This is a genomic window from Methylocapsa sp. S129, assembly GCF_009765995.1.
GTDB lineage: Bacteria > Pseudomonadota > Alphaproteobacteria > Rhizobiales > Beijerinckiaceae > Roseiarcus.
Window position 1 is genome coordinate 16,041 of the sequence record NZ_LMUI01000047.1, and the last position, 14,090, is coordinate 30,130.

The following is a 14,090-nucleotide window of genomic DNA, read 5'->3' on the forward strand; positions in this document are numbered from 1 at the left end:
TTCACGACCTATTTTGATAGCGCTGCGGCCAGGTTCAGATTTTCTTGCGCGCGGTCTTCTTGCGGGGCGCCGTCGCCTTGGCTTTGCGCGCCATGGCCTTGTGCGCCTTCGCTTCCCCGATGCGTCGCGCCGCGGCCAGAGCGAGGTTGCTCCATCGCTTGAGTTCGTCCGGATCGTCATAGGCGCTGGCGATCAGCCGCCACAGGTTCGTCGTTATCGACTTCTCGCCGCGCTCATAGACGAACGGCGACGATCCGGCGGCGGCCAACGCCGCCGCGCTCTCCGCATCGGTTCTCAGATAAATCTCGCCGCGCAGCGATAAAGCGAAACACCATCCGTCGGCGTAGATTCCGTGGCCGCTGAACATCCGCTTGACGCTGACCGGGCCAAAGGGCTCGAACAGTTCCTTCAGCCCCTCAGCGTCCATGCGTCGCCCCGCTCAGGCGCTCGCGGACAGAGCGTCGGCGCTGGCCGGCGTAATCGCAACGCTCTCGCCGCAGCCGCAGGCCGAGGTCTCGTTGGGATTGACGAACACGAAGCCCGCCGACAGGCGATCGGTCTTGAAGTCCATCCGCGTGCCGAGCAGGAACAGCACCGCTTTGGGGTCGATCAACACCCGCACGCCTTTGTCCTCGATGATCTCGTCATGAGGCGCGGAGCTTTCGGCAAATTCCATCGTATAGGACATGCCGGCGCAACCGCCGTTCTTGACGCCGACCCGCAAGCCGGCGATCGGCTTGTCGGAGGCGGCGATGATCTCGCGCACCCGCTCGGCCGCCGCCTCGGTCAGCGTCATCACCTTGAATCTGGAGCTTATCGATCCCATCGGTCTCTCCTTCGACCGGGTTCAAGGCCCGGCGAATTCTTGCCCAATATAGCAATGCCGGACGGATATTAACAGGGCGAGTTATGGCCGCAGATAGGCCCAGCCCTGCGCCCGCAAATCGGCGAGCAAAACAACGCCGCTGCTGGAGCCCGGCGCATTATTGTGGCAAATGACGCGCTTGGCATCAGGAAAGCCCCATGTCGAATTCGTCACCAGAGGCCGGCGCGTTGCTCGCCCGCATCGCCGAAGCCCTGGAGCGGCTGGCGCCCCCGCCGCCGCCCGCGCCTGACTTCAACGCCGCCGACGCCTTCGTCTGGCATGCGGACGAGGGGCGCCTCGCGCCGGTCGCGCGCGTCAATCGGGTCGATATGGCGCTGCTGCGCGGCATCGACCGGGTCCGCGACTCGCTTGCGCAAAACACCGAACGCTTCGCCAGGGGATTGCCCGCCAACAATGCGCTGTTATGGGGCGCGCGCGGCATGGGCAAATCATCGCTCGTCAAGGCGGCGCATGCCGAGATTCTGCGATCCGCCGGCGATGGGCCCAGGCTGAAACTGATCGAGATCCATCGCGAGGATATCGAAAGCCTGCCCGGGCTGATGGCTTTGCTGCGCGATGCGCCGCTGCGGTTTCTCGTCTTTTGCGACGACCTTTCGTTCGACGGCGACGACGCCTCCTACAAGTCGCTCAAAGCGGTCCTTGAGGGCGGCATTGAAGGGCGGCCCGACAATGTCCTGTTCTACGCCACATCCAATCGCCGCCATCTGCTGCCGCGCGACATGATGGAAAATGAACGCTCGACCGCGATCAATCCCGGCGAGGCCGTGGAGGAGAAGGTCTCGCTGTCGGACCGTTTCGGCCTCTGGCTCGGCTTCCACCGCTGCAGCCAGGACGAATATCTCGCAATGGTGTTCGGCTATGCCGATCATTATGGCCTCGATGCGCCGCGCGAACAGACCGAGCGCGATGCGCTGGAATGGGCGACGACGCGCGGTTCGCGCTCGGGGCGCACCGCGTGGCAATTCATTCAGGATCTGGCTGGACGGCTCGAGCGCCGGATCGACGAATAAACAGAAAAGCGGCGGGCCTTTCTTTGGACCCGCCGCCTTCGTCTACACCCACAGACCGAACGTGTCTCGCGATAGGCTTGCGGGTTCTCTTCGGGTCCAGATTGGAGGCTGGACGTATCTCCCGCCGGAAAATCAGAGGCCGGCGAGAAAACTCGTGGGATCGACCGGCGTCGAGCCTTTGCGCAATTCGAAGTGCAATTGCGGCGAGGACACATTGCCGCTCTGGCCTGACTTGGCGATGATCTGGCCGCGCTTGACGCTTTCGCCGCGCTTGACGTCCAGTTCGCCGTTATTGGCGTAGGCGGAGACGAAGCCGTTGGGATGGCGGATCAGAATAAGATTGCCATAGCCCTTCAATTCGCTGCCGGCATAGGCGACGACGCCGCTCTCGGCCGCCTTGACCGACGTGCCTTCCGGCACGGCGATGTTGATGCCGTCGTTGCCGCCCGCCTTAAAACCCTGAATGATGCGGCCGCGCGCCGGCCAGCGGAACTCGGGGGCAACGCCCGCCGCATCGGCCTGGGTGCCTGTAAGCGCCGGGGCGACAACAGCTTGCTGGGCATTCACGTTGCCTGTCGGCGTCGCGTCGATCGGCTTCTTTTTGGACGCCGTCGCCACGGGGGCTGAGACATCAGCCTTGGCGACATTGACTGGCTTGGGCGCCGCTTCGGCGACCTTAGGCTTGGCCGTGGCGACAAGCTTGGCCGCGTCGGCGTCGATGGGCTTCTTCTTAACCTTGTGCGTCGCGTCGGCCTTCTCATCCGCGATCTTGCGGGCCTTGTCAGCCCTATCGGCCTTGTCTGCCCTATCGGCCTTGTCTGCCCTATCGGCCTTGTCGACGACCTTCTTGTTCGAAGCCTTTGGCGCAGGCGAGTCCTGCACATCGGCCGAGGCCGATTTGCTGGAAGCGTCATAGACGGGAACGATCAAGCGGACGCCGCCATGCACCTGCGAGGGCGAGGTGAAGCCATTGGCCTTCATGAGCGCCCCTGGCGGCACGCCGTAACGGCGGGAAACGCTGTCGAGGTTGTCGCCGTCGGCCACGACGACCGGCGATCCGCCGGCCGCGCGCCAGCCATTGCCAAAACCGGTGATCGGCTGAGTCGTCGTCGGCCTGGCGATCGCGCCCGTCGAGGTCGGGGCGGGCGCAGGCAAGGCCGATACGGCGACCGGGCTCGGATGGGCCGCAGCGGCGTAATTGGCGTTGGGTTGCGATGACGTATTCATCGAGACATTGGCGTTCGGAACCGGCCTCTCGTCGTTGGAAGCGCTGGCGAACGGATTGGCGAAGGGGCTTTCCGACAGGCGCGTCGAGTCCGACGAACAGCCTGCAAGCCACGCCCCGAGCAGGCTGGCAAGAGCGATACGCGCGGCAATCCGCGTCTTATTCAACGCTGCACTTTCACTCATCGACTTTGTCCACTCGGAAACGCACTTAACGATAAAGTCAGTGTGCCCTCTCTCAGTTAAGGGAAGGTTTAAGATGAATCGAATTGAGAAAACTTTGTGAAAAAGCGATCGACCTTGAGCGTTCGCGTTCCGCCGGCCCGATCAAAGGCCGCGCGTCAGCCCTTCGGCGAGGCGCATGAAGGAGCGCGCGGGGCCGCGATCGCCAGTGACGATCTGGCCCTCGCCGTCGCGCGTCAGGCGGACGATGCGCTGCTCATGGCCTTCCTCCGCCATGACCGCCACCAGCACGCCGTCGGGGGTCAGAAGCTGGGCGAGGCTATCGGGAGAGTCGATCAGCCCATGGACGATAATGCGATCGAACGGCCCGACTTGCGCGCTTGGCGACAGCCCATCCGCCCAGGCCACCTGCGCATTGTCGACGCCAAAGGCCTCGAGCCGCGTCGAGGCCTCCAGCGCCAGCGTCTGGCAGCGCTCGACTGAGAGAACCTGTCCGGCGAGTTGCGAGAGCAGGGCCGTGGCGTAGCCGGTCCCGGCGCCAATTTCGAAAATGCTATGGGCGCGGCTCAGATTCAGCGCCTCGATCATCGAAGCAACGATCGAGGGAGGCGGCGCGGTTTGGCCGCAGCCGATCGGCAACGCAATGTCGCGCGCCGCGATGTCCTGGTATCGCTGGGGCATGAATAGAGAGCGGGGCGCGCGCTCCAGCGCGCGCAACAGGCTCAAATCCTGAATGCCGCGCGCGCGCATGCGCAACATGAATTGCGCCCGCTCCTGCGCGTCGACGTTGTCGCTCAATTCTCGCTCCCGCAAGAGCGACGTCGTCGCATCGCATCCTCCCGCAACAATTCAAATTCAGGCGAAGGCCTTGGCATAGCGGCTTCGCGTCTCGGCGTCGGTCAAATCGAGGCGCAGCGGCGTCAGCGAAATCTTCCCCGCCGCGATCGCCTCGATATCGGTCCCCGCTTCGGGGGTGAAATTGCCGCGCTTGAACATCAGCCAATAATAAGGGTTGCCGCGCCCATCGCGCCTTTCCTCGATGCGCAGCAATTCCGTGTCGCGCCGCCCCTGCGTCGTTATGGCGATTCCGGCGACCTCGTCGGGCGCGCAGGCGGGAAAATTGACATTGACCAGAATGCCCGGCGCAATGCCGGTCTTCAATATTTTGGCGATCACCGAAGGCGCGTGAGTCTCGGCGCAATCCCAACGGATGCTCTTGTGCCCCTCCGGGCCGCCATAGGCCTGCGATAAAGCGATCGAGGGAACGCCGATCAGCGTGCCCTCCATGGTCGCGGCGATCGTGCCGGAATAGGTGACGTCCTCGGCGACGTTCTGGCCGCGATTGACGCCCGACAGGATCAGATCGGGCCTGGCGTCAGCCATGATCTTGCGCACGCCCATGATGACGCAATCGGTCGGCGTGCCCTGCACGGCGAAATGGCGCGGACTGATTTCGCGCAGCCGCAGCGGATTGTTCAACGACAGCGAATGGGCGACGCCCGACTGGTCGGTCTCGGGCGCGACCACGACGACATCGTCGGAAAGGGTCTTGGCGATCGCCTCCAATATCGCAAGGCCCGGCGCATGGATGCCGTCGTCATTGGTCAGGAGGATGCGCATGGACTATCCGTTCGCGCGCAAGGCGCGTCAATGAGTGAGCCGTCTTCTAGCGCGCCGGCGCGATTCGCGCGACTGCGTCAAGGTCGCACCAACCCCTTCTCCCGCTTCGCGGGAGAAGGTGGCCTTCGCGTAAGCGAAGGTCGGACGAGGGCCTATCGGCGTGATGGCCCTAAATACCGCGGGGCGGTTGGCGTCGTAACCAGGGCCGCCGCCCTCATCCGTCGTGCTCCGCACGACACCTTCTCCCGCCGAAGGCGGGAGAAGGGGCGCTATCCCCGTCATCCCCGCGCTTCGATCCGCTCCAGCCCGCCCATATAGGGCCTGAGCGCTTCGGGCACCGTCACGGAGCCGTCGGGGTTCTGGTAATTCTCCAGCACCGCCACCAAAGCGCGGCCCGTCGCGACGCCCGAGCCGTTGAGCGTGTGGACGAAGCGCGTGTGTTTGGCGTCGGCCGCCTTGCTGCGGGCGTTCATGCGGCGCGCCTGGAAATCGCCGCAGACCGAGCAGGACGAGATTTCGCGAAAACGCCCCTGCCCCGGCAGCCACACTTCGATGTCGTAGGTTTTTTGCGAGGCGAAGCCCATGTCGCCGGTGCAAAGCGCCATGGTGCGGAAATGCAGGCCGAGGCGTTTCAGCACGTTCTCGGCGCAGGCGGTCATGCGCTGGTGCTCGGCGGCGGATTCCTCCGGCGTCGTGATCGAGACGAGTTCGACCTTGTTGAACTGGTGCATACGGATCATGCCGCGCGTATCGCGCCCCGCCGCGCCCGCCTCGGCGCGGAAACACGGCGTGCCGGCGGTGTAGCGCAGAGGCAGTCGCTTCTCGTCGACGATGGATTCGCGCACGAGATTGGTGAGCGGGACTTCGGCGGTGGGGATGAGCCAGTGTTTGGCAGCAGCAGCTAAACCAGCCCCTAACACAGCCTCGTTCATCGCTTTCTCTGCATCAACCCGCCGCTCTAGGTCAGCGTCGTCCTTAATCTCTCGTTCTGCTATGTTCTCAAAAATGTTGACGGTATTCCTAGCACCTCGGTCGAAGCTGATCGATTTCCCGAACTCCCTGAGACCAACCGCAGCAAATTGGTCGTCAACAAATTTCGGCAGTTGCGCCGTGCCAAACATTGCGTCATCGCGCACAAGCAACGGCGGCGCGACCTCCTCGTACCCATGCTCGCCCGTATGCAGATCGAGCATGAATTGCGTCAGCGCGCGCTCCATCCGCGCCAGCACGCCTTTCAGCACGACAAAGCGCGCGCCCGACATTTTCGCCGCCGTCTCGAAATCCATCAGGCCAAGCGCTTCGCCGATTTCGAAATGCTCGCGCGGCTTGTAGCTGTTGGGGAAATGCGGCTTTGCGCCGATGCGGCGCACTTCGACATTGTCGTTTTCATCGCGACCGTTCGGCGCATCATGCGCGGGCAGATTGGGGATGGCGGCGAGTTTCTCCTCTAGCTCCTTGAGCGCAACCTTCTCCTCAGCCTCCATCTCCGGCATCCGCGTCTTCAGCGTCGCGACCTCGGCCTTCAACGCCTCGGCCGCCGCCGCGTCCTTGCGCGCCATCGCCTGGCCGATTTCCTTGGAAGCGGCGTTGCGGCGCTCCTGCGCTTTTTGCAATTCGCCGATCGCCGCCCGGCGCCTGTCGTCGAGCGCGATCAGCGCCTGCGCGAGCGGGTCGAGACCCCGCCGCTTAAGGCCCGCGTCGAAAGCTTCCGGATCGTCCCGGATCGTCTTGATGTCATGCACAGGTTTGATCCGATTCTTTAGTGGCTTACGGCGACGCAATTCAGGCGATTCCCTCCCCCCTTGTGGGGGAGGGTTAGGGAGGGGGGTCGCGCCGAACTATCGGGTTGAGACGCCGTTACATTTTCCGATAGTACAGTGCGACCCCCCACCCCGGCCCTCCCCCACAAGGGGGGAGGGAGAACGACTACGACGCGCGCAGGGCGAGCAGCCTGTCGCCGAACACATTGAACACAAGCCCTGCCATTACCAGAACCGCGCCCAGGAGTTCAAATGGGCCGAGCGGTTCGTTGAAAACCAGGCGCGCCCCGATCATGCCGACGACGGGAATGAGCAGCGCGAAGGGCGCGACTTTGGCGGCGGAATGAATGGCGAGCAGTCGGCTCCAAAGCCCAAAGCCGATGATCGTGCCGCCATAGGCTAACCAGGCGACGCAGGCCGCCAGCGTCCAGCTTGGATGCGCCAGCGCCGGCAAGATGCGGCCGCCCTCGAACAGCAAAGACAGCAGGAACAGCGGAAGGGGCGCGGCGAGGCTCGACCAGACGGTGAAGGCGAACATATCGATCCGCCCCGCCTTTTTGCCGACGAGATTGCCGGCGCCCCAGCAGAACGCCGCGCCGACCATCATCAGAAACGGGCCAAAGCTGGCGCCGCTGAGCCGGGACACGCCGATCACGAGAATGCCCAAAAGCGCGATTCCGGCGCCAATCAACTGGACCGGGCTCGGCCGCTCGCCCATCACAATCCACGCGAGAAAGATCGTGATGAAGGCCTGAAGCTGAATGACCAGCGAGGCGAGCCCGACCGGCATCCCTAAGTCGATCGAAAGAAACAGCAGACCGAATTGCCCGACGCCGATCAGCAGGCCGTAGAGCGCGACCATCGCGACCGGCGCGCGCGGCGGCTTGACGAACAGGATCGCCGGAAACGCCGCGAAGGCGAAGCGCAACGCGGTCAGCAGCAAGGGCGGCGCCTCGCCGACGCCGATCTTGATGGCGATGAACGCCAGCCCGAGCGCGGTGGCGGCGACGATCGCCGCCAGAATATCGCGAAGGCTCATGCGAGGCTCCGGCGGGCTGTCAGGATCAGGTCGACGACGGACCCGGCGAACCGCCCGAAGCCTTGGCCGCCGCGGCGCGTCTGTTCTCGACGATGCGCACCGCGATGACGGCGCCTTCATAGAGCGCCAGCATCGGCAGCGCCAGCGAGCACATGCTGATGAGATCGGGCGGCGTCAGGATCGCGGCGAGGCCGACCACGGCGACGATCGCATAGCGGCGCATCGAGCTGAGATATTTCGAATCGACGATGCCGACATGGCCGAGCAGCGTCAGAATGACCGGCAATTGAAACGCGATGCCGAAAGCGAAAATCAGCGTCATGATCAACGAGAGATATTCGCTGACCTTGGGCAACAGTTCGATCGTCGCCTCGCCGGGAACATTGACCTGCTGCAGCGACACCGAAAAGCGGATCAGCAGCGGCATGACGACGAAATAGACCAGCAGGCCGCCGAGCACGAAGAAGATCGGCGTCGCGATCAGATAGGGAAAGAACGCCCGCTTTTCGTGTTTGTAGAGACCCGGCGCCACGAATTTATAGATCTGCTGGGCGATGATCGGAAAGGCGATGACGCCGGCGCCGAACATGCTGAGCTGGATGTTGGTGTAGAATTGCTCGAGGAAATGGGTCGCGATCAGCTTGGCGTTTTCCGCGCCGACCACCCGCACGTAAGGCTCGGTGAGAATATTGTAAATCGCCTTGGAGAAATAGAAGCAGCCGAGAAACGCGACCATGAACGCGATGACCGCGCGGATCAGCCTGGCGCGCAGTTCGATCAAATGATCCATCAACGGCGCTTTGGTCGCGTCTATATCCTCGTCCGTCATCCGTGGCGGCTCTGCGAGACGGCCGCGTCCGCGCGTTCAGCGGCCTCGCCGCCATGAGGCGCCGCGTCTTTCGAGGCGACGGGGGATTCCGCTGGAGCCAGGGAAGGCGCCTCCAAGGACGCAGCTTCCTTCATCGGCCCGGCGCCGTTCAGATCGAGGGCGGTGGATTGGGCGTCTTTTGGCGGATCGAGGGGCGACTCGGCCGCGGCGAGCGAACCCAATGCCTGCGGCGCCGCGTCGACCGGACCGGCGGTTATTTCCTTCATCGGCCCGGTCCCGGTCAGATCGACGGTCGAATGGCCGATCTCCTTGGGGCCTTCGACAGCGGTCGTTATTTCATCCCGCATGATCGAAGCGGCGTCGAACGACGTGTCGATATTGGCCGAATCCCGGATTGCGGTGAATTCCTTTTTGACGTCTTCGAGATCGGCTTCCTTGATCGCTTCCATGAACTGGTTCTGGAATTCCGACGCCATCCGCCGCATTTTGCCGACGGTCTGGCCGACGGTGCGCAACACGCGCGGCAAATCCTTTGGCCCGATGACGAGCAAGGCGACGACGCCAACGACCAGTATCTTGCCTGCGTCAATATCGAACATGGCTATGGGCCGGCCAAGCGCCCGCTAGCAAGGCGCGCTCCGCGCGCCTGCCCCGGAGCCTTGGCTTTGGCTCGCTCCGTCCTGGGGTTAGCTGACTTTTTGTTTGTCGCTCGCGTCGATCGTCACGCCGCGGCTTTCAATCGGCAGCGAAGCCGGCGTCGGGGCTTTCCCGTCGCTATCGTCTTCCGCCATGCCTTTCTTGAACGATTTGATGCCTTTAGCGACGTCGCCCATCAAATCCGAAATCTTGCCTTTGCCGCCGAAAAGCAGAAGCGCGACTGCGCCAAACAACATCCAGTGCCAGATGCTAAAGCTACCCATGACTGCCATCCCTAGCGTTAAAACCGCGACCACCGAGATTCCAGCCGCGCGGCCAAGCTTGATCCTTATCCGAACCTAAGCGCGTCGGCCTGCAAAAACAAGCATGGACGGCGGGGAAGGCTAATTGAGGGCGGCGTGGGGCCGACCGGTAATCGCTTTCTGGAAAGGGCCTGGTAGTCGGGGTTGGGGCAATCGGCCCATTTGCGCTAAGAAGCGCCCTCTCTTTTCGAACGCAAAGGCCGGCCTTGAACCCCAGCATCGAACAAACCCTCGCCCGCGCCACGACCTGGCTCCTCGGCGCGCAAAAGCCAGAGGGCTATTGGGTCGGCATGGTCGAATCCAATTCCTGCATCGAGGCGCAATGGCTGTTGTGCTCGCACATTCTGGGCATAGACCTGCCGATCAAGGCGGGCGTCATGCAGGCCTTGTTCAACCGTCAGCGCCCGGACGGTTCGTGGGACATCTATCCCGACGCGCCGGCCGGCGACATCAATTCCACGGTCGAGGTCTATGCGGCTTTGCGCGCGATGGGCGAGCCGATGGACCGGGCGGAGTTGGCCAGGGCGCGCGCGTGGATTCACACGCATGGGGGTTTGAAGGACGTGCGCGTCTTCACGCGCTACTGGCTCGCCCTGATCGGCATCTGGCCGTGGAAGGATATTCCCAACCTGCCGCCCGAAATCGTCCGCTTTCCCCTGTGGTTTCCCTTCAACATCTATAATTTCGCGCAATGGGCGCGCGCCACCATGGTCCCGCTCGCCGTGCTCTGCGCGCGGCGCCCCGTCTATCCGCTGCCCGAGGCGGGCAAGCTGGAAGAATTGTTCCCCAACGGCATCGCCAATCTCGATTTCTCGATCCCGGTGAAGAAATCGCGGCCCTGGTCGCTCGAGGCTCTGTTCGAATGGATCGACAAGGGCCTGCATCGGCTGCAGACGTGGCGGCTGATCCCGTTCCGCGAGAATTCGATCAAGCTCTGCCTCGAATGGATGATCCGCCATCAGGACGCCGACGGCGCCTGGGGCGGCATCCAACCGCCCTGGATCTATGGGCTGATGGCGCTGCGCGGCGAAGGCTATGGCCTCAATCATCCCGTCGTCGCGCGCGGCCTGGCGGCGCTCGGCGAACATTGGAGCTACGAACGGGACGGCGGCACGCATATCCAAGCCAGCGAATCGCCGATCTGGGATACTTTGTTCTGCCTGCTGGCGATGGTCGAGGCGGGCCATACGCTGGCGGAGACGCCCGCCATGCGCAGGGCGCTGGTCTACATCCTCGATCATCAGATCCTGGAGCCTGGCGACTGGTCGATGAATGTCAAAGGCATTGCGTGCGGCGGTTGGGCTTTCGAGCGGGCCAATGTCCGCTATCCCGATGTCGACGATACCGCGCTGGCCCTGCTAGTTCTGGCCAAGCTGCGGAGCGCCAGCGGCGACCTGCGCGGGCGCGTCGATTTTGCGATCGAACGGGCCCTCGCGTGGGTTTTCGGGATGCAATGCGCCAATGGCGGCTGGGCGGCTTTCGATCGCGACAATGACAAGGCGATCATTTCCAAAATCCCCTTCTGCAATTTTGGCGAAGCGCTCGACCCGCCCAGCGTCGACGTGACCGCCCATGTGCTCGAGGCTTTAGGCGCCTTGGGCATGCGCGGCGAACATCCTGAAGTCGCCAAGGCGCGAGCTTTCATCCTGGCCGAGCAGGAGCCGGAAGGCTCGTGGTTCGGACGCTGGGGCGTCAACCACATCTATGGAATCGGCGCCGTGCTGCCGGGGCTCGCCGCGATCGGCGAGGATATGAACGCGCCCTATGTCCAGAAGGCCGCCGCATGGCTGGTCGGCAAGCAGAATGCCGATGGCGGCTGGGGCGAAAGCTGCGAGTCCTATATGGACGCCGACTGGATCGGCCGCGGCGCGAGCACGCCTTCGCAAACCGCCTGGGCGCTGATGGCGCTGATGGCGGCGGGCTTGGAGCCGGCGGCCCCGCCGCTGACGCGCGGATTCGAGCATCTCTGCGCGACGCAGCGCGCCGACGGAACCTGGGATGAAGCCCATTACACCGCGACGGGCTTTCCCGGCTATGGCGTCGGCGCCCGCATCGATCTGCGCGATCCGCTGCTGCAGGAAAAGCTCGGCCAGGGCTCCGAATTGTCGCGCGGCTTCATGATCTCGTTCAACATGTACCGGCACTATTTCCCGATGATCGCTCTGGCGCGACGCATCGCCGGGTAGCGATTACCAGACGCCGGGCGCCAGTCTCCATCTCACCTTGCGGCAATAATCCTGATAGCCCGCAAGATTGCGTGAGAGATAGCGCTCCTCGTCCAGCAATCGCCAGACGATGGCGCCGAGCAAGGGCGCGACAGGCGCAAGGCCCCAATACGATCCGAGCGCGAGTGGAACCCCGGCCAGCAGCGGCAGCGCGCCGGCGTACATCGGATGGCGCACCCACGCATAAGGACCAGTCGAGACAACCTTCTGGCCGGCGCTCACCTCAATGACCGCCGATGCGAAAGAATTCTCGCGAAACACCCGCAATATGAAGACGAAGCTGAGCGCGATCAGACAATCGCCGCCGATGACGATAAAAGCGGGAACCGACGACCAGCCGAAGCGATGATCAAGCGCGGGCGCAATGACGATCGCGCAGAACAAAACGCCCGTGCACGTCATGATCCATTTCTGGCTCGATTCGCGCTCAGCGGTCGGGCCTGAGCGCATCCGCCGTTCGACCAGCGCGGGGTCATGCCGCAGGAGATAGAGCGTAGTCGCCAAACAGCATGCGAGCATGAGGAACCAGAACGTCCAGCCCTGCCAATAGGCGAGCGACCACGCCGGGCCGAAGATCATCGCCGCCAGAATGACCGCGAACCAGGCGAGCCCGAACAGGGCCCGTCGCGTGAGATTTGGCTGCTTCATCGAAACATCCCAAAACCGCGAAAAACGCCGCAAAATTCGCGCGGCATAGTACATCAATCATGCTGTCGCGGCGCGGCCTCGCGGAGCGGCGCGATCGTGCCGCCTTCGACCTCGTCGACAACTCCGGGAGCATCGCGCCGCAAGACGAGTAGGTTTTACGCCCCCTCCTCCTCGCCCGGCTCTCCCCATACCTCCTTCAAATCGCCCTCCGCCTCAAGCGGCTCTTCGTCTTCGGCGAGCCCTGAATCGTCATTGGGCAATGGCACGCCAAAGCCCGTCGGCAATTTGCCGTCGAACAGTCCCGCCCCTTTCAGTTCATCGAGACCGGGCAGATCGCCGATGGAATCGAGGCCGAAATGGATCAGGAATTCCTGATTGGTGCCGTAAGTGATGGGTCGGCCCGGCGAGCGCCGCCGGCCGCGCATGCGAATCCAGCCCGCCTCCATCAGCACATCGAGCGCGCCCTTGGACACCGCGACGCCCCTGATGTCTTCGATGTCGGCGCGCGTCACCGGCTGGTGATAGGCGATGATGGCGAGCGTCTCGATCGCGGCGCGCGACAGCTTCTTCTGTTCGCGATCTTCGCGGGCCAGCAGCCAGGAGAGATCGACGGCGGTGCGGAAAGTCCATTTGCGCGCGACGCGCACGAGATTGACGCCCCTGCCCGCATAGACGCGCTGCAATTCGGTCATAACCGCCGCGACATCGGCGCCGTCGGGCAAACGGCTGGCGATCGCCGCCTCGTCAAGCGGCTCGGCGGCGGCGAACACCAGCGCCTCGGCGATGCGCAAAGCCTCCGGCTCAAACTTCGGCGTCACGCCGAGCCGATCGAATAATTGTGCGACTTCCCCCATTCAAGCCTCTCAAAAAACCGGCGTGCTTGTCCATCATGCCGCTTGCGTTGAATTATCCGGCCGCGCACGCGCCCAGATCGGCGAAAACGCCTTGTCCTGCCGCAGTTCCAGTTTTCCCTCGCGCACCAGTTCGAGCGAAGCCGAAAAGGACGAGGCGCGCGCCGTGCGGCGCAATTTGGGGTCGACGCAATAGCTGATCAGCCAATCATCCATGTCGACCCAATCCACCGCTATGCCGAGCAGCCGCGACAAGGCCTCGCGCGCCTCAGCCAGCGACCAGACGATCCGGCGCTTCAACCGGACGCGCGCGAGCGCATGTTTTTGCCGCTGGCGCGCATAGGCGGCCAGCAGGTCATAAAGGCTGGCCTCATATTGCGACCGCTTTGTGATCGCCACCGCCTCGGGCTCGCCACGCGAGAAAAAGTCGCGCCCGAACCGCGGCCGATTGATCAGCTTTTCCGCGGCCAGGCGTATCTGCTCCAGCCTTTGCAGACGGCGGGCCAACGCATCCGCCAGTTCCGCGGCGCCCGGCTCCTCCGCCTTGGGCGGCTCAGGCAAGAGCAGGCGCGATTTGAGATAGGCGAGCCAGGCGGCCATGACGAGATAGTCGGCGGCGAGCTCCAGCCTGACCTTTTGCGCCTGTTCGATGAAGGCGAGGTATTGTTCGGCCAAGGCGAGAACGGAAATGCGCGCCAGATCAACCTTCTGCCGCCGGGCAAGCTCCAGCAGCAGATCGAGCGGCCCCTCGAATCCATCGATATCGACGACGAAGGAGGGTTCGCCCTCGCCTCGTTCCGCCGCTTCTTCCATTTCGAAAGCCAGTTGGGCCGCCACGAATCACCTTTTGCGCGCT

The 14,090-nt window shown here is 63.7% G+C and carries 15 protein-coding genes and 1 pseudogene; 2 read left to right on the top strand and 14 right to left on the bottom strand.

Annotation, left to right across the window (positions count from 1 at the left end; genetic code table 11):
- Positions 1 to 34: 34 nt before the first annotated feature.
- Entirely contained in the window at positions 35 to 427 is a 393-nt protein-coding gene (locus GSQ90_RS24330; RefSeq protein WP_158817563.1) for a TfoX/Sxy family protein, read from the bottom strand.
- Positions 428 to 439: 12 nt separating this feature from the next.
- Positions 440 to 826, bottom strand: coding sequence for an iron-sulfur cluster assembly accessory protein (locus GSQ90_RS24335; RefSeq protein ID WP_246731753.1), 387 nt, complete (start codon positions 824 to 826; stop codon positions 440 to 442).
- Positions 827 to 1,023: 197 nt separating this feature from the next.
- Here GSQ90_RS24335 and GSQ90_RS24340 point away from each other — a divergent pair, with 197 nt between their 5' ends.
- Positions 1,024 to 1,896: an ATP-binding protein gene (locus tag GSQ90_RS24340; protein WP_158817564.1), complete on the top strand. Its 873-nt coding sequence runs from the start codon at positions 1,024 to 1,026 to the stop codon at positions 1,894 to 1,896.
- A 132-nt stretch (positions 1,897 to 2,028) separates the two neighbouring features.
- On the opposite strand, the gene GSQ90_RS24345 is transcribed toward GSQ90_RS24340, so the two are convergent.
- The 9 genes and pseudogenes from GSQ90_RS24345 to GSQ90_RS24380 form a co-directional block, all read right to left on the bottom strand.
- Positions 2,029 to 3,306, bottom strand: a complete 1,278-nt coding sequence (locus tag GSQ90_RS24345; RefSeq protein WP_158817565.1) for a peptidoglycan DD-metalloendopeptidase family protein — start codon at positions 3,304 to 3,306, stop codon at positions 2,029 to 2,031.
- A gap of 141 nt (positions 3,307 to 3,447) precedes the next feature.
- Positions 3,448 to 4,101: a protein-L-isoaspartate O-methyltransferase gene (locus tag GSQ90_RS24350; RefSeq protein WP_158817566.1), complete on the bottom strand. Its 654-nt coding sequence runs from the start codon at positions 4,099 to 4,101 to the stop codon at positions 3,448 to 3,450.
- A 57-nt stretch (positions 4,102 to 4,158) separates the two neighbouring features.
- A complete protein-coding gene (surE, locus tag GSQ90_RS24355) occupies positions 4,159 to 4,923 on the bottom strand; it encodes a 5'/3'-nucleotidase SurE (RefSeq protein ID WP_158817567.1) in 765 nt (254 codons plus the stop codon).
- A gap of 278 nt (positions 4,924 to 5,201) precedes the next feature.
- Entirely contained in the window at positions 5,202 to 5,855 is a 654-nt protein-coding gene (gene serS, locus GSQ90_RS32930) for a serine--tRNA ligase (RefSeq protein WP_371418444.1), read from the bottom strand.
- Positions 5,856 to 5,999: 144 nt separating this feature from the next.
- Positions 6,000 to 6,665 (bottom strand): annotated as a pseudogene (locus GSQ90_RS32935) (serine--tRNA ligase); the annotation flags it as partial.
- Positions 6,666 to 6,849: 184 nt separating this feature from the next.
- Positions 6,850 to 7,722 carry an EamA family transporter gene (locus tag GSQ90_RS24365; protein WP_158817569.1) on the bottom strand — a complete coding sequence of 291 codons (873 nt, stop codon included), beginning with the start codon at positions 7,720 to 7,722 and terminating at the stop codon, positions 6,850 to 6,852.
- A 25-nt stretch (positions 7,723 to 7,747) separates the two neighbouring features.
- On the bottom strand, positions 7,748 to 8,551 hold the full coding sequence (gene tatC / locus GSQ90_RS24370; RefSeq protein ID WP_158817570.1) for a twin-arginine translocase subunit TatC: 804 nt from the start codon (positions 8,549 to 8,551) through the stop codon (positions 7,748 to 7,750).
- Entirely contained in the window at positions 8,548 to 9,150 is a 603-nt protein-coding gene (tatB, locus tag GSQ90_RS24375) for a Sec-independent protein translocase protein TatB (protein ID WP_158817571.1), read from the bottom strand. Before tatB ends, tatC begins: the two co-directional genes overlap by 4 nt.
- Positions 9,151 to 9,237: 87 nt before the next feature.
- Positions 9,238 to 9,471 (bottom strand): twin-arginine translocase TatA/TatE family subunit, encoded by a 234-nt coding sequence (locus tag GSQ90_RS24380; protein ID WP_158817572.1) that lies wholly within the window; start codon positions 9,469 to 9,471, stop codon positions 9,238 to 9,240.
- 245 nt (positions 9,472 to 9,716) lie between these two features.
- On the opposite strand from GSQ90_RS24380, the gene shc reads away from it, so the two are divergent.
- On the top strand, positions 9,717 to 11,696 hold the full coding sequence (gene shc / locus GSQ90_RS24385) for a squalene--hopene cyclase (protein WP_210254972.1): 1,980 nt from the start codon (positions 9,717 to 9,719) through the stop codon (positions 11,694 to 11,696).
- Positions 11,697 to 11,699: 3 nt separating this feature from the next.
- Here shc and GSQ90_RS24390 read toward each other — a convergent pair whose 3' ends face one another.
- The 3 genes from GSQ90_RS24390 to GSQ90_RS24400 form a co-directional block, all read right to left on the bottom strand.
- Complete coding sequence (locus GSQ90_RS24390) at positions 11,700 to 12,383, bottom strand: isoprenylcysteine carboxylmethyltransferase family protein (protein WP_158817573.1); 684 nt, start codon at positions 12,381 to 12,383, stop codon at positions 11,700 to 11,702.
- Between the two features lie 155 nt (positions 12,384 to 12,538).
- Positions 12,539 to 13,237 (bottom strand): SMC-Scp complex subunit ScpB, encoded by a 699-nt coding sequence (gene scpB, locus GSQ90_RS24395; RefSeq protein WP_158817574.1) that lies wholly within the window; start codon positions 13,235 to 13,237, stop codon positions 12,539 to 12,541.
- A gap of 33 nt (positions 13,238 to 13,270) precedes the next feature.
- Positions 13,271 to 14,071: a ScpA family protein gene (locus GSQ90_RS24400; protein WP_158817575.1), complete on the bottom strand. Its 801-nt coding sequence runs from the start codon at positions 14,069 to 14,071 to the stop codon at positions 13,271 to 13,273.
- Positions 14,072 to 14,090: the final 19 nt, after the last annotated feature.

Coding starts and splice junctions, on each gene's coding strand:
- serS (WP_371418444.1), bottom strand. CDS start 5,855: ATGAACGAGGCTGTGTTAGGGGCTGGTTTAGCTGCTGCTGCCAAACAC.
- GSQ90_RS24345 (WP_158817565.1), bottom strand. CDS start 3,306: ATGAGTGAAAGTGCAGCGTTGAATAAGACGCGGATTGCCGCGCGTATC.
- tatC (WP_158817570.1), bottom strand. CDS start 8,551: ATGACGGACGAGGATATAGACGCGACCAAAGCGCCGTTGATGGATCAT.
- GSQ90_RS24335 (WP_246731753.1), bottom strand. CDS start 826: ATGGGATCGATAAGCTCCAGATTCAAGGTGATGACGCTGACCGAGGCG.
- GSQ90_RS24390 (WP_158817573.1), bottom strand. CDS start 12,383: ATGAAGCAGCCAAATCTCACGCGACGGGCCCTGTTCGGGCTCGCCTGG.
- surE (WP_158817567.1), bottom strand. CDS start 4,923: ATGCGCATCCTCCTGACCAATGACGACGGCATCCATGCGCCGGGCCTT.
- GSQ90_RS24365 (WP_158817569.1), bottom strand. CDS start 7,722: ATGAGCCTTCGCGATATTCTGGCGGCGATCGTCGCCGCCACCGCGCTC.
- GSQ90_RS24340 (WP_158817564.1), top strand. CDS start 1,024: ATGTCGAATTCGTCACCAGAGGCCGGCGCGTTGCTCGCCCGCATCGCC.
- tatB (WP_158817571.1), bottom strand. CDS start 9,150: ATGTTCGATATTGACGCAGGCAAGATACTGGTCGTTGGCGTCGTCGCC.
- GSQ90_RS24380 (WP_158817572.1), bottom strand. CDS start 9,471: ATGGGTAGCTTTAGCATCTGGCACTGGATGTTGTTTGGCGCAGTCGCG.
- GSQ90_RS24330 (WP_158817563.1), bottom strand. CDS start 427: ATGGACGCTGAGGGGCTGAAGGAACTGTTCGAGCCCTTTGGCCCGGTC.
- scpB (WP_158817574.1), bottom strand. CDS start 13,237: ATGGGGGAAGTCGCACAATTATTCGATCGGCTCGGCGTGACGCCGAAG.